This is a genomic window from Clostridium sp. AM46-21 (assembly GCF_003480025.1).
In the GTDB taxonomy this organism is placed as follows: Bacteria; Bacillota; Clostridia; order Lachnospirales; family Lachnospiraceae; genus Coprococcus; species Coprococcus ammoniilyticus.
Window position 1 is genome coordinate 94,245 of the sequence record NZ_QUIB01000004.1, and the last position, 15,020, is coordinate 109,264.

A 15,020-nucleotide genomic window follows, 5' to 3' on the forward strand; every position below is an offset into this window, starting at 1 on the left:
GGTGGGACTTTATCTTTGTATCCGTATTTTCCCATTGAGAAAACCAATCATTTTACATATAATTGAAGCGTGGAATAAAATGAAGAACAACGGTTGGATGATGGTGGATAAAATATACGGAAGGAGCATAGATAAATGGAAGAAAATAAAACATATATAGCGATTGACCTGAAATCCTTCTATGCTTCCGTAGAATGTAGAGAACGGAACAGAGACCCCCTGACTACAAATCTGGTAGTGGCAGATCCGAGCCGGACAGAGAAAACGATCTGTCTGGCGGTATCCCCATCCCTTAAGGCATATGGAATACCGGGCAGGGCGAGACTATTTGAGGTTGTTCAGAAGGTGCGAGAAGCAAATAATATAAGAAGACGGAATATACCGGATCATCATTTTACCGGAGCATCGGATGACAGCACGAAGCTGGGGACAGACCCGACTCTTCAGCTGGATTATATTATTGCTCCGCCGCGCATGGCACTTTATATGGAATACAGTACACGGATTTATGACATTTATCTGAAATACATTGCGCCGGAGGATATTCATATTTATTCGGTCGATGAGGTATTTATGGATGTGACCGGCTATCTGAATACCTATCATATGACAGCCAGAGAACTAGCCATGATGATGATACGAGATGTGTTAAAGACGACCGGAATCACAGCGACGGCAGGAATCGGAACCAATCTGTATCTTTGTAAGATCGCGATGGATATCGTGGCGAAGCATATCGAACCGGATGAGGACGGAGTACGGATTGCGGAGCTGGATGAAATGGCATACCGCAGGAAGCTTTGGAGTCACAAGCCGATCACGGATTTCTGGCGTGTCGGTCAGGGATATGCGAAGAAATTAGCGGAATATGGGCTATACACAATGGGCGATGTGGCGAGATGCTCGGTCGGAAAGACAAATGAATTATATAATGAAGATTTATTGTATAAGTTATTTGGCATTAATGCAGAGCTGCTGATCGATCATGCATGGGGATATGAGCCTTGCACGATGGATCAGATCAAGGCATATAAGCCGGAGACGAACAGCATTTGCACCGGCAGGTACTGCATTGTCCGTATGATTTTGATAAGACAAGGTTGGTTGTAAAGGAAATGACTGATCTTATGTCGCTTGATCTGGTGGATAAGGGACTTGTTACAGATCAGATCGTGCTTACGATCGGTTATGATATTGATAATCTGACAGATCCGGCGAGAAAGAAGAGATATAAAGGCGCTGTTACAACGGATCGTTATGGACGAAAGGTTCCGAAGCATGCACATGGAACGATCAATCTGAAGCGGCAGACCTCATCGACGCAGATGCTTATGGATGCGGTAATGGAACTGTATGACCGGATCGTCGACAAGGATCTTTTGATCCGGAGGATCAATATTACCGCGAATAAACTGGTGGATGAACATACTGTCACGAATGACGATGCGTATGAGCAGCTTGATTTTTTTACAGATTATGAAGCAGTAAAGGAACAAAGGGAAAAAGAGGAAGCAGATCTGGAACGAGAGCGCCATATGCAGGAAGCCATGCTCAGTATTAAGAAAAAATATGGAAAAAATGCGATCCTGAAGGGCATGAACCTGCAGGAGGGAGCAACGGCGAAAGACAGAAATGCACAGATTGGCGGACATAAGGCATAAAGAGGTATATATAATATGCAGGAGCAGAACAACCATAAATATGATGATATCATTCATTTGGAACACCCTGTTTCAAAGACACATCCGCAGATGGCACTCTATGACCGGGCGGCACAATTTGCGCCGTTTGCGGCATTGACAGGACATGCGGCGGCGATTCGTGAGACTGCCAGACGGACAGATGAGAAACGGGTGCTCAGTGATGAAGTATTGGAAGAACTGAATGAGAAACTAAACATTATTTCAGCTAATATAGGTACAGAACAGTTAGTGGATATTACCTATTTCGTACAGGATGAGAGAAAAGCCGGAGGAGAATATGTTACGCATTCCGGTATCGTTAAGCGAATTGATCTGTACAGAAGAGCAGTAATCATGGCAGATGCAACAATCATACCGATTGAAGATATCAGTCAGATAGAAAGCAATCTGTTTTCTGGTTTGGAGTAACGTAAAAATGATATGAAAAATGCCTGAAAATTACACCTTTACAGTATTTGTTAATAGATGCTATAATGGACTATATTGTGCGATTTCGGCAGTGTAGTATTCCTGAGTCTTGTGTGGAGAGTCGGGAAAAGAGAAAGGAAGGATAAAAACGTGTTTAAGATTGTTAGAACAGAAGCGTTGACAGATGCAATCTATCTTATGGACGTGGAAGCACCAAGAGTAGCAAAGAATTGTCTTCCGGGTCAGTTTGTAATCGTAAGAGGCTCAGAAGATGGAGAGAGAATTCCTCTTACAATCTGCGATTATTCAAGAGAAGCAGGCACGATCACTATCGTATTCCAGGTAGTAGGTGCAGCAACAGAGATGATGAAGAATTTAAAGGTTGGAGACAGCTTTACAGATTTTGTTGGACCGCTTGGCCGTCCGTCGGAATTAGTAGAAGAAGATTTAGAGACATTAAAGAATAAGAAGATCTTATTTGTAGCCGGTGGTGTAGGAACCGCACCTGTATATCCACAGGTAAAATGGTTACATGAGCATGGAGTAGCCGCTGATGTTATCATCGGTGGAAGATCCAAAGAGCTTATCATTCTGGAAGAGCAGATGAAGGCAGTTGCCGGAAATCTCTACATTACAACAGACGATGGTTCATATGGAAGCAAGGGCGTTGTTACAAATGAGATTCAGAAGCTTGTAGACGCAGGCAACAAATATGATGTATGCGTAGCAATCGGACCGATGATCATGATGAAGTTCGTTTGTAAGCTTACAAAAGAGCTTGAGATCCCTACAGTTGTCAGCCTGAACCCGATCATGGTAGACGGTACCGGTATGTGTGGTGCATGCCGAGTAACAGTTGGCGGCGAAGTAAAATTCGCATGTGTAGACGGACCTGAATTTGACGGACACCTTGTAAACTTCGAAGAAGCTATGGAGCGTCAGCAGATCTATAAGACACAGGAAGGCAGAGCATATCTTGCAGCCAAGGAAGGCGACACCCATCATGGTGGATGCGGACAGTGTGGAGGTGACAAATAATGGACGTTTTAAATAGAGTACCGGTTCGTGAACAGGAACCTGCGGTTCGTGCAAAGAATTTTGAAGAAGTATGTTACGGATATAATGAAGAAGAAGCAATGGCAGAAGCAGCAAGATGTATCGGCTGTAAGAATGCACAGTGTGTAAAGGGCTGTCCTGTTTCTATTGATATTCCTGGATTTATCGCTCATGTAAAGAAGGGCGAATTTGCAGAGGCATTCCAGGTGATCAGCAAATCATCAGCACTCCCTGCTGTATGTGGCCGTGTATGTCCACAGGAGACACAGTGTGAAGGTAAATGTATCAGAGGTATCAAGGGCGATCCTGTATCTATCGGTAAACTGGAGCGTTTCGTTGCTGACTGGGCAAGAGAGCATGGTATTAAGCCGGAACCGGCAGTAGAGAAGAATGGCAAGAAGGTTGCAGTTATCGGTTCCGGTCCATCCGGTCTTACCTGTGCAGGAGACCTTGCAAAGATGGGTTACGATGTAACAATCTTTGAAGCACTTCATGAGACAGGCGGCGTACTGGTTTATGGTATCCCTGAATTCCGTCTTCCAAAAGATGGCGTAGTAAAGAAAGAAATCGAAAATGTAAAATCCTTAGGTGTTAAGATTGAGACTGACGTTGTAGTTGGTAAATCTGTAACGATAGATGAATTAATGGAGGAGGAAGGCTTCTCAGCAGTATTTATCGGTTCCGGTGCAGGACTTCCTAAGTTCATGGGTATTCCGGGTGAGAATGCAAATGGTGTATTCTCAGCAAATGAGTACCTGACAAGAAGTAACCTGATGAAGGCTTATAAGGAAGGCTCTAACACACCTATCATGGTTGGTAAGAAGGTTGCCGTTGTCGGCGGTGGTAACGTAGCAATGGATGCTGCAAGAACAGCACTTCGACTTGGTGCTGAGACACATATTGTATATAGACGTAGTGAAGAAGAACTTCCTGCCAGAGTAGAAGAAGTACATCATGCAAAAGAAGAAGGAATCATTTTTGATCTCCTTACAAATCCAACTGAGATCCTTGAAGATGAAAAGGGCTGGGTTAAGGGCATGAAATGTGTTAAGATGGAACTTGGTGAGCCGGATGCATCCGGTAGAAGAAGACCGGTTGAGATTCCTGATTCTGAGTTCGTTATGGATGTGGATGCAGTTATCATGTCACTTGGTACTTCACCAAACCCACTGATCTCATCTACAACAAAGGGACTTGATACAAATAAGTGGAAATGTATTGTTGCTGATGAAGCAAACGGACAGACCACAAAGACAGGTGTATATGCCGGTGGTGATGCAGTTACCGGTGCAGCTACAGTTATCCTTGCTATGGGAGCTGGAAAGGCAGCAGCAAAGGGCATTGACGAGTACCTCAAAGGACTCAACTAATATATAGTCTTTGAAACAAAATAAAGGATGGTATTATCTATTATTCCACAAGACGTTTAATAGTAATACCATCCATTTATTTTTGGATTCAATACTCCGATTAAAATAATTGAGGTCTTTTGAGATCTGTTTTAATAAGAGATGGTGGTGTTTGCAGCAGATGAACTGACAGGCCTGATCTGGGCAGCGGCATTGATGCGTCCGTCAAAAAGTACAAAGGATATGGAACTGAAGTCACTGAAGAAGAAATATAAGAGCAAAGGATTTGCTGCAGGTTGTTCCAGAGAAGTGATCGAACGTGGTGCTGCACAGCTTAACTGGGAGCTTGAGAAGCTTCTGACCATGACATTACAGGCAATGGCAGCAACGGAGGATGAGATCAAGGCAGAGATGGAAGACCTGTAAATCCCGCTAATTTGCTAGCACTTTAGCGCATTGTAACTTAAGAAAATCCTGCTTTTTCATTAAAAAGATAAAAAAATTCATAAAAATCATATTTTTACTTGATAAATTCAAGTCTATTGTTTATAATCTTAAGTGGAAATTTTCTTAAAGAGAAAATACTACTCCAAATGAATTTCGCAGAGATGCGATTTACTTATAATTAATTTAAGGAGGATTTTAAGATGTCATACGTTGATGAAGTGCTGGAGATCGTAAAGAAGAAAAATGCTGACCAGCCAGAATTTTTACAGGCAGTAACAGAGGTTCTTGATTCACTTAGACCTTGTATCGATGCAAACGAGGAGCTCTACAGAAAGAATGCGATTCTTGAAAGAATCACAGAGCCGGACAGACAGATCATGTTCAGAGTACCTTGGGTAGATGACAATGGACAGGTTCAGGTAAACAGAGGTTTCCGTGTACAGTTTAACAATGCTATTGGACCATACAAGGGAGGATTAAGACTTCATCCTTCAGTTAATTTAGGTATTATCAAGTTCCTTGGATTTGAGCAGATCTTCAAGAACTCACTGACAACACTTCCAATCGGTGGTGGTAAAGGTGGCTCTGATTTCGATCCTAAGGGCAAATCAGATAGAGAGATTATGGCATTCTGCCAGAGCTTTATGACAGAGCTCAGCAAGTATATCGGAGCAGATGTTGATGTTCCTGCTGGTGATATCGGAACAGGCGGAAGAGAGATTGGTTTCATGTTCGGACAGTATAAGAGAATTCGTGGATCATTCGAAGGTGTTCTTACAGGTAAGGGACTTACATATGGTGGATCACTTGCTCGTACAGAAGCTACAGGATATGGTTTATTATACTTAACAAATGCATTATTAAAGGATCACGGTATTGATATCGCTGGTAAGACCTGTATCGTATCCGGTGCCGGTAATGTTGCGATCTACGCAATCCAGAAGGCACACCAGTTAGGCGCTAAGTGTGTAACATGTTCAGATTCAACAGGTTGGATCTATGATCCGGAAGGAATCGATGTTGACTTACTTAAGGAAGTTAAGGAAGTTAAGAGAGCACGTCTTACAGAGTATGCAGCAGCCAGACCAAGTGCTGAATACCATGAGAAGAAGAACGGCGAGCACGGTGTATGGAATGTTAAGGGTGATATCGCATTACCATGTGCTACTCAGAATGAATTAGACTTAGATGATGCCAAGGCATTAGTTGCAAATGGTGTTATCTCTGTAACAGAGGGTGCTAACATGCCTACAACATTAGAGGCTACTAAGTACTTACAGGAGAATGGCGTATTATTTGTAGGTGGTAAGGCTGCTAACGCTGGTGGTGTTGCTACGTCTGCACTCGAAATGAGCCAGAACTCAGAGAGACTTTCATGGACATTTGACGAAGTTGACGGCAAGTTAAAGGGAATCATGGAGACAATCTACGCTAACATCAGCGACGCTGCTAAGCGTTACGGTGTAGAAGGCGACTATGTTGCAGGTGCTAACATTGCCGGTTTCGAAAAGGTTGTAGAAGCTATGCTTGCTCAGGGCGTTTGCTAATCAAATGCCGGTCAAAATCTGACGATAATTATTATATAGTAAATGTTAATATAAGATCCCGGAATCGTGATATGCGGTTTCGGGGTTTTCTTTGCGAGAAAACAATTACAGAAAAGAAAATTCAATAACGCTTTATTTCGGAATATGCAGATAAAATCTATAATGATTTTATGGAAAGTTTTTGATTGAATCTATGGATATCTTTTCGTATAATGTAGATATTATATGCTTTTTACATAAAAAAGGAGGATGTTGATATGGGAAGAGATATTGTACTTGCAAAAATAAAAAAAGGTGGAATCACAGCGATTGTCGGCGGAGCGGTGTTAATGCTGATTTTCGGATTGATCACAATAGGTGTGATGTCAGATAATGCAGATGACGGAATGGGTATGATCATTTTATTTGGTTTATTTGCATTATTAGGAATTGTATTTATCATAATGGGGATTCGTAATATTGTAAGACCTGAAAAAACCGGCTATTTGAAAAATAACCCGCAGCTTTTGGAGATGGCCGACCAGTTATATTCGCATATAATATATGAAGACCAATATGTATTGATTTCTGATAAGGTGCTTGCAAATAAGAAACAGCCGACACAGATGACCTGGCTCTGGGATGTATATCTGATTTATCTGCATACTACATCGACGAACTTTATTCCAACCGGAAGTGAATATGTAATCGAAAATCGTTTTCCAAAGAACCGTGTTGCTATTAATGTACTGGCAAGAGGAAAAAAGAGTAAACAGGAGTTGTTGAATGTACTTGCACAGGCATGTCCAAATGCGAGATTTGGATATTCTGATGAGGGACTGGCATATCTTCAGTATATGAGAAATCAGGATCTTAGAAATATTCCGAATACACCTTATTATCAGGGGGTACCGGTGCAGATGCAGGACAATGTGCAGCAGTAATTAGAATATGCAGTAGGAAGATAAAGTATAGATAGAATGTGTAACAAAAGGCAGATACTGTGACAGTAGATCGATACTGCATAGAATAACAGTTTACATAGTGGAGACTTAAGAACAGATAGAAAGCAGGAATTGAGATGGAACGTAAACATGAATATCAGACAAAGAGCAGACAGATGATCCTTGATTATCTGATCCGGAATAAAGATCGTGCCGTTCATGTGTCGGATATTATACAGCATATGGATCAGGAAGAGTGTTCGGTAAATAAGACAACTGTATACCGATATCTGGATAAGCTGGTTGCAGAGAAGACACTGATGAAATATGTGGCTGATAAGGGCGAAAAAGCAGGATATCAGTATGTAGAACAGCCATCCAGATGTCAGAAGCATCTACATCTGCAATGCTCCGAATGTGGAAAGGTCATCCATCTGGACTGTGATTTCATGAAAGAGATATCAGAGCACATTTTGTCTGATCATGGGTTCACACTTTGCTGCAAGGATTCCATTTTATATGGTGTCTGCGACAAATGCAGTAAGAAAGAAAAGAAAGAAATAGAAAAATAAAACCAGATAACAGGAATTTCCATGCTGAAAATTGAATATTTCTGATAATAGGAGTTGACATTGGGGAAAATAATGCTATAATCTGATAATGCAACTTGGTTGCAAATTATATTTTTAGGAATGAGATGGATAGTATGGAATTGTTATTTGATTCGTTTTCAGATGCACTGATCGATAGTGTAAAATTAATACCATTTTTATTAGTGACATATCTGCTGATGGAATGGTTGGAGCAGAGAACAGAAGAAAAGCAGAAGCAATATATGCAGTCTGCCGGTGCGTTTGGTCCGTTGGCAGGTGGAGCACTTGGAATCGTTCCACAGTGTGGATTTTCCTGTGTGGCAGCGAACCTTTACAGTGGTGGTGTGATTACAGCAGGAGTTTTGCTTGCAGTATTTATGTCAACCTCTGATGAGATGCTCCCGATCTTTATTTCGCATACAGTAAATGCCGGTACAATTATTCGTATCCTGCTTACAAAAATGTGCATTGCGGTCGTTACAGGTTATGCAGTCGATCTTGCAAATAAATATATTCGCAGAAGATATCTGGCAGGAAGAAAAACGAAGCGTACAGCGTCTTCAAAAAACGATAATTCTAAAATTACAGACAGTGCAGATGAATCAAAGCATTCTGGATATTCCGTTCAGGCAGCACAGACAGTCAATGCAGAATGTACACATAATAAAGATACTCATACACATAATGGAAAAAGTGTGCATGTGCATGATGAAAAAATTATTCATACCGACGATGAAAAAAGTACACACACACATCATGGACATATCCACTATGATGGTACAGACATAGAAGAAAAACATATCCATGATCTGTGCGAGCAGGAACACTGCAACTGCGAGGACGGAATCTGGATGTCGGCATTAAAGCACACCTTGAAGATTACGGTATTTATCCTGGCGGTATCCTTTGTGTTAAATATTATTATCGGTATCGCAGGGGAAGATGCGATTGGAAGACTTCTTGGTGATGTACCGTTCCTTGGAGAAGCAATGGCGGCACTGATTGGACTGATACCAAACTGCGCACCATCTGTTATTATTACGGAGCTTTATCTGGATGGTATGCTCAGTGCCGGAGCAATGATGTCAGGCCTGCTTGTCAGCGCAGGCGTAGGACTTCTGGTATTGTTCCGTATGAACCGCCACAGATTGAAAGAAAACATTATGGTCGTTGGAACCTTGTATGTTACCAGTGTGTGCTGGGGGTTGTTGATCAATCTGTTGGGTATCACATTTTAAATAGAAAGAACAGCGAGAACAGAAAGAATGGAGCAGAAAACAGCAATAGTTATCGGGGCATCAACAGGAATTGGTGCAGCAACGGCGGAAGCCTTGCACAACAATATAAAAAAATAGCCATAACGTCATTTCGTCATCCGGAAAAGCTGAAAGAGGTTCAACAGAAGATACTTGCGCAGGGCACAGATTGTTATGCAGAGACCGGTGATGCCGGAGATTTTATATTTGTGAAGCAGTTTATAGAACATGTAACCGAACAGTTTGGGGAGAAGATTGATCTGTTGGTCAATAATGCCGGAATTTCTTATGTCGGACTGCTGACGGATATGGATGAAATGGACTGGAAAAGGATTATAGATACGAATATAACGTCAGTATTTAACACATGCCGGCAGGTTGTGCCATACATGGTGCATGCACATAAGGGACGTATTATCAACATTTCATCTGTATGGGGCAATGTTGGAGCCTCCTGTGAGGTAGCGTATTCAGCGACCAAAGGTGCGGTCAATGCATTCACAAAGGCACTTGCGAAGGAACTTGCACCAAGCGGCATAGCGGTAAATGCCATTGCATTTGGTGCAATTGATACTGCGATGAATGGACATCTGTCATTGGAAGAAAAAACCGTTCTGGAAGAGGAGATTCCGTTTGGCAGGATGGCTACAGAGAAAGAAGCCGCAGATTTTATTGTAACGACAGCAAATGCCGGCAGCTATCTGACCGGTCAGGTCCTGACCTTTGATGGTGGCTGGCAGTAGTCTGGTAAACGTTTGCATTTTCCCTAATTTTCTATTGAAAAATTGTTCATATTGCTATAAAATAATCTATGCAAAGTTGCGCAGATATGGGGTAGAGATTATGGGAATAAAGTTTATTAAAAAGAAAAAGAGTGAGGTTGCTGCGGCAAATACATTGGCAGATCTGAGAACGACAGTAGATAAAGATGGCAATGTTGAGATCGTTTCGAAGAATTTTACAATGACAACTAGTCAGCAGCCGAAGAAGGAAGCAGAGGCTTCGGAGTGGACATGTTGGGGCTGCGGACATGTAAACAGTGGAGAAGTTTGTGAGGTCTGTGGGAAAAAACGGGTACAGAAGTGAAAATATATGGAATCGGTTGATTTTTAAAACAGAGAGTATAGATGTGAAAAAGGATTCTTGTATGAAAACATATGAGGATTCTTTTTTATGTCTGGGAAATGGACAAAATACAGGATTGTATATTATATTGGTCTATCATTTGCCGCGGATAAATAAGAAATTGGAAATGCAGGTTGAAATTTAAAAGTACGTTTGGTATACTCATTAGGTGATTTTTAGGTATAATGAAGAATCATAGAAAAGTAATTTTTTTTGGTGCATTTGTGATGCATGGAACTGGTAGGCTGTTTTAAGAACAATCGGATGTTCCTAGGATGCATTATAGTATATATTAAATGGAGGCCAGAAAATGGGAAAAAAAGTATTGAGATTATTTCTGGAAACAATGCTCAGAGCACTTGTAATTATTCTTGCAATCGGAATAGTTATTATGGGAGCACTGCTTATAAAGACCTTAGTAAAGAATAATTCTCTGAAAGACAGTAAGAAAACAACAAACGGAAAAGAAATTGTAACAGAAGCAGGAGATGAAAATGATCCTACCTTCAAGAATGGAGATGGAGAAAACAGTGGATCAGATGACTCAGACGAATCAGGTTCTGTTGCTTCCACAGATGCGAAGATCCTTGTTATCAATGCGACAGGAACAAGTGGCGTTGCCGGTGCATGGAAGACAGCATTAGAAGGCAAGGGCTATACTTCTGTAGAAGTTGGTACGTATACACAGTCTGCAATTGCAACCTCAAAGGTATGTGTATCCGGTTCATATGATGGAGCAGATCTTGCTGCTGAATTAACTTCGCCGGAGATGTCAACGGTAGATTCCGTAAGCGCATCTGATTGTGATGTATCAATTGATGGATATGATATTATCGTTATTATAGGAACTAGCGATATTAAAAATTAAACAGAACAACTGGAAGAACATGTATTTGTACAAGTTGCCCATACAAAAACAGGTATTGTCACAGAAGTGTGACAGTACCTGTTTTTTGTTTTAGATGCACATGACTACACTGGAATAAATCGGACATACTATAAAAAATTGTATGAAAGGCGGTTTATATGAAAAATATTGGCGAAGTGATAGAAACATATGCATTGCTTACGGTGGCAGCATTTCTGATGTCGCTTGGAGTTGTCTGGATTTTTAACAGTGAACAGATCGTGCCGGGTGGTGTGACAGGAATTGGAATTATAATTGAGAATTTGACAAAAGGGATGGGAAACGGAGAAACAGGCATACCGGTCTGGCTGAGTAATCTGGTGATCAATATACCTCTTTTTATCTGCGGATATTTTCTATTGGAAAAGAAGAGCATGATAAGGACAGCATATACAACAGCCGTTTCAACAGTATTCATGGCGGCTATTCCCACATTTCCGCTTGCAACACAGGATAAGCTGCTGAATATGATCCTTGGCGGTGTTATGTTTGGCTGTGCTTATGGGCTGATGTTCCGGCAGAATGCTTCCTCCGGCGGGGTTGATCTGATGGCATTGATCCTGAATCATCTGCGGCATGATATAGGAGCACCATTATTTCTTGGCGGGATCGATCTGGCGATCGTTGTGGCAGGCGGACTGGCATTTGGATTTGAAAATATGCTGTATGCAGTTATTGCGATTGCGATATCGACAAAATTATCCGATGTGATCGTGCAGGGACTCCGGCATGGAAAACTGGTATATATTATTTCTTCCCATTGTGAAGAGATCAAAGCCTGTATCATGAATGAGATTGGAAGAGGTGTGACGGTATTAAATACCAGAGGCGGTTACACGAATGAAGGGCGTGTAATGATTATTTCTGTTTTGTCAAGTAGGCAATTAGTAGAATTAAAAGATAAAATAAGGACAATTGATGAAAATTCTTTTCTCATTGTAGGGCAGGTTACGGAGGTTTTTGGTGAAGGTTTCACAAAATTCTCGTCTTAAATCTTCTTAAATCGATGCGAAAATCGTCAAAATGTTAGTTTTTTTGCGGTCGTATACAAAACAAACAAAACATTAAAATTTTTTTTGGGCAATAATCATATGGTTTAAAGAAGGGGAATGTTGTAAAATGACACTATGTTCAGAACGAATGAATAAATAAAACAATACTATATAATATTTACGGAGGTATTTGCAGAATGGCAAGTTTATCACTTAAGAACATCTATAAGGTATATCCTAACGGATTCAATGCTGTTAAGGATTTCAACCTTGAAATTGAAGATAAGGAGTTCATCATTTTCGTTGGACCTTCAGGATGTGGTAAGTCAACAACTCTTAGAATGATCGCAGGTCTTGAGGATATCAGCTCAGGTGAGTTATGGATCGGCGACAAGCTTGTAAATGACGTAGAGCCTAAGGACAGAGATATTGCAATGGTATTCCAGAACTACGCTCTGTATCCACATATGTCAGTATATGACAACATGGCATTCGGACTTAAGTTAAGAAAGGTTCCAAAGGAGAAGATCGACAAGGCTGTTCATGAAGCTGCTAAGATCCTTGACATTGAGCACTTACTTGACAGAAAGCCAAAGGCTTTATCAGGTGGTCAGAGACAGCGTGTAGCTATGGGTCGTGCAATTGTTCGTGAGCCTAAGGTATTCCTTATGGATGAGCCACTTTCAAACCTTGATGCGAAACTTCGTGTACAGATGCGTGTTGAGATTTCCAAGTTACATCAGAGATTACAGACAACCATCATTTACGTTACACATGACCAGACAGAGGCTATGACACTTGGTACAAGAATCGTAGTTATGAAGGATGGTATCATTCAGCAGGTAGATACACCACAGAACTTATACGATAAGCCATGTAACTTATTCGTAGCTGGTTTCATGGGTATGCCACCTATGAATTTCATTGATTGTAAGGTAGTTAAGTCTGGATCAGACATTCTCTTAATGTTCGGTTCACACTCAATCAAAGTTCCAGACAGCAAGGCTGAGAGACTTATCGCACTTGATGCAGTTGATAAGGAAGTTGTTCTTGGTATCCGTCCAGAAGATATCCACGATGAGCAGCTCTTCATCGAGTCTTCACCAGAAAGCGTTATTGATGCAAGAATCAATATCTATGAAATGTTAGGTGCAGAAGTTTACTTATACTTCACAATTGATCAGTTCGATATCACAGCAAGAGTTAATGCTCGTACAACAGCAAGACCTGGTGATACAGTTCAGTTCGCATTTGACTTAAGCAAGATTCATATCTTTGATAAGGAAACAGAGGAAATCTTAGTAAGCTAATAGATGCTACATACTTAATATTTATAAACAAAGAGGGAAAATGCAGAAAATTCTGCATTTTCTCTTTTTTTTTTTGAAATATGTTTTAGAATAGGTACAGTAGTGTATTTTGTTATTCGTATGCTTTCCGGGAGGTTTATCCGTCGGGCAGAATGGATAAGGAAAGAATACAGAATCCGAATATAAGAATAAGGAGTGTAGAATATATGATATCGAACCAGATACTTCAGGATACGATTGATGGATTAAAGAATATTACAAGAACCGATTTATGTGTTCTTGATACAGAAGGTAAAATACTTGCATCAACATTTAAGGATGTCGATGACTGCGAAGAGGCAGTGCTTGCGTTTGTGGATTCCCCGGCAGAGAGTCAGGCAATTCGTGATTACCAGTTCTTCAAGGTATTTGACGATAACCAGTTAGAGCATATCTTACTTGCAAAAGGTGAGACAGATGATACCTATATGGTAGGTAAGATCGCAGCATTCCAGATCCAGAATCTGTTAGTTGCATACAAGGAGCGTTTTGATAAGGATAACTTTATCAAGAATCTTCTGCTGGATAATCTGCTTCTTGTTGATATTTACAACCGGGCAAAGAAACTGCATATCGATACAGATGTCAGAAGAATCGTATTTATCATTGAAACCAAGAATGAGAAGGATACCAATGCACTTGAGACGGTTCGTAATATCTTTTCAACAAAGACAAAGGATTTTATCACTGCTGTAGATGAGAAGAATATTATTCTTGTAAAGGAAGTAAAGCAGACAGAGTCCTATGATGATATGAATAAGATTGCAAAGGTCGTTGTAGATATGCTGAATACAGAGGTTATGTCTTCTGTTCATGTATCTTATGGTACGATTGTAAATGAGATTAAGGAAGTATCCCGTTCTTATAAAGAAGCAAAGATGGCACTGGATGTAGGAAAGATCTTCTACGAGAACCAGAATATCATCGCATACAGCAATCTGGGAATCGGACGTCTGATCTATCAGCTTCCACTTCCGCTTTGTAAGATGTTTATCCGTGAGATTTTCGATGGCAAGTCACCGGATGAATTCGACGAAGAAACACTTACGACGATTGATAAGTTCTTTGAGAACAGTCTGAATGTATCAGAGACATCCAGACAGTTATACATTCACAGAAATACTCTGGTTTATCGTCTGGATAAGCTTCAGAAGAGTACAGGCCTGGATCTTCGTGTATTTGAGGATGCGATCACATTTAAGATCGCGCTGATGGTTGTAAAATACATGAAGTATATGGAGTCATTAGATTATTAAAGGTAAAAGCTGGTCTCTTTGTAATATATTGTATGCATGATTTACACATATATTTCACATTTAGTTGCTATACTTGCAAATGCAAAGAGAGAGAAAGTACAGACAGTTA

At 40.7% G+C, this 15,020-nt stretch carries 12 protein-coding genes and 3 pseudogenes; all 15 read left to right on the top strand.

Annotated elements, in window-relative coordinates:
* Positions 1-135 precede the first annotated feature (135 nt).
* The 15 genes and pseudogenes from DW959_RS03670 (at position 136) to DW959_RS03745 (ending at position 14,911) form a co-directional block, all read left to right on the top strand.
* Positions 136-1,661: pseudogene (locus tag DW959_RS03670) on the top strand (DNA methylase).
* A gap of 15 nt (positions 1,662-1,676) precedes the next feature.
* Positions 1,677-2,111: a hypothetical protein gene (locus DW959_RS03675; protein ID WP_117822193.1), complete on the top strand. Its 435-nt coding sequence runs from the start codon at positions 1,677-1,679 to the stop codon at positions 2,109-2,111.
* Between the two features lie 150 nt (positions 2,112-2,261).
* Positions 2,262-3,149 carry a sulfide/dihydroorotate dehydrogenase-like FAD/NAD-binding protein gene (locus tag DW959_RS03680; RefSeq protein ID WP_021945016.1) on the top strand — a complete coding sequence of 296 codons (888 nt, stop codon included), beginning with the start codon at positions 2,262-2,264 and terminating at the stop codon, positions 3,147-3,149.
* A complete protein-coding gene (gene gltA / locus DW959_RS03685) occupies positions 3,149-4,537 on the top strand; it encodes an NADPH-dependent glutamate synthase (RefSeq protein WP_117808316.1) in 1,389 nt (462 codons plus the stop codon). Before DW959_RS03680 ends, gltA begins: the two co-directional genes overlap by 1 nt.
* Before the next feature lie 144 nt (positions 4,538-4,681).
* A pseudogene (locus DW959_RS03690) lies at positions 4,682-4,942 on the top strand (hydrolase); the annotation flags it as partial.
* A gap of 221 nt (positions 4,943-5,163) precedes the next feature.
* Positions 5,164-6,510 carry an NADP-specific glutamate dehydrogenase gene (gene gdhA, locus DW959_RS03695; RefSeq protein ID WP_117822192.1) on the top strand — a complete coding sequence of 449 codons (1,347 nt, stop codon included), beginning with the start codon at positions 5,164-5,166 and terminating at the stop codon, positions 6,508-6,510.
* Positions 6,511-6,767: 257 nt separating this feature from the next.
* The gene (locus tag DW959_RS03700) at positions 6,768-7,433 is read left to right on the top strand and encodes a phage holin family protein (RefSeq protein WP_117822191.1); all 666 of its coding nucleotides are present in this window, start codon (positions 6,768-6,770) and stop codon (positions 7,431-7,433) included.
* Between the two features lie 137 nt (positions 7,434-7,570).
* Positions 7,571-8,005, top strand: a complete 435-nt coding sequence (locus tag DW959_RS03705) for a transcriptional repressor (protein WP_117808319.1) — start codon at positions 7,571-7,573, stop codon at positions 8,003-8,005.
* A gap of 134 nt (positions 8,006-8,139) precedes the next feature.
* Positions 8,140-9,264: a putative manganese transporter gene (locus DW959_RS03710; RefSeq protein ID WP_226801056.1), complete on the top strand. Its 1,125-nt coding sequence runs from the start codon at positions 8,140-8,142 to the stop codon at positions 9,262-9,264.
* Positions 9,265-9,291: 27 nt separating this feature from the next.
* Positions 9,292-10,025: pseudogene (locus DW959_RS03715) on the top strand (SDR family NAD(P)-dependent oxidoreductase).
* Positions 10,026-10,125: 100 nt separating this feature from the next.
* A complete protein-coding gene (locus DW959_RS03720; RefSeq protein WP_117808322.1) occupies positions 10,126-10,368 on the top strand; it encodes a hypothetical protein in 243 nt (80 codons plus the stop codon).
* Positions 10,369-10,717: 349 nt separating this feature from the next.
* Positions 10,718-11,275 (top strand): LytR C-terminal domain-containing protein, encoded by a 558-nt coding sequence (locus DW959_RS03730; protein WP_021943140.1) that lies wholly within the window; start codon positions 10,718-10,720, stop codon positions 11,273-11,275.
* 158 nt (positions 11,276-11,433) lie between these two features.
* The gene (locus tag DW959_RS03735) at positions 11,434-12,306 is read left to right on the top strand and encodes a YitT family protein (RefSeq protein WP_118615421.1); all 873 of its coding nucleotides are present in this window, start codon (positions 11,434-11,436) and stop codon (positions 12,304-12,306) included.
* Positions 12,307-12,503: 197 nt separating this feature from the next.
* A complete protein-coding gene (gene ugpC, locus DW959_RS03740; protein ID WP_021943138.1) occupies positions 12,504-13,616 on the top strand; it encodes a sn-glycerol-3-phosphate ABC transporter ATP-binding protein UgpC in 1,113 nt (370 codons plus the stop codon).
* 206 nt (positions 13,617-13,822) lie between these two features.
* Positions 13,823-14,911 carry a helix-turn-helix domain-containing protein gene (locus DW959_RS03745; RefSeq protein WP_021943137.1) on the top strand — a complete coding sequence of 363 codons (1,089 nt, stop codon included), beginning with the start codon at positions 13,823-13,825 and terminating at the stop codon, positions 14,909-14,911.
* Positions 14,912-15,020: the final 109 nt, after the last annotated feature.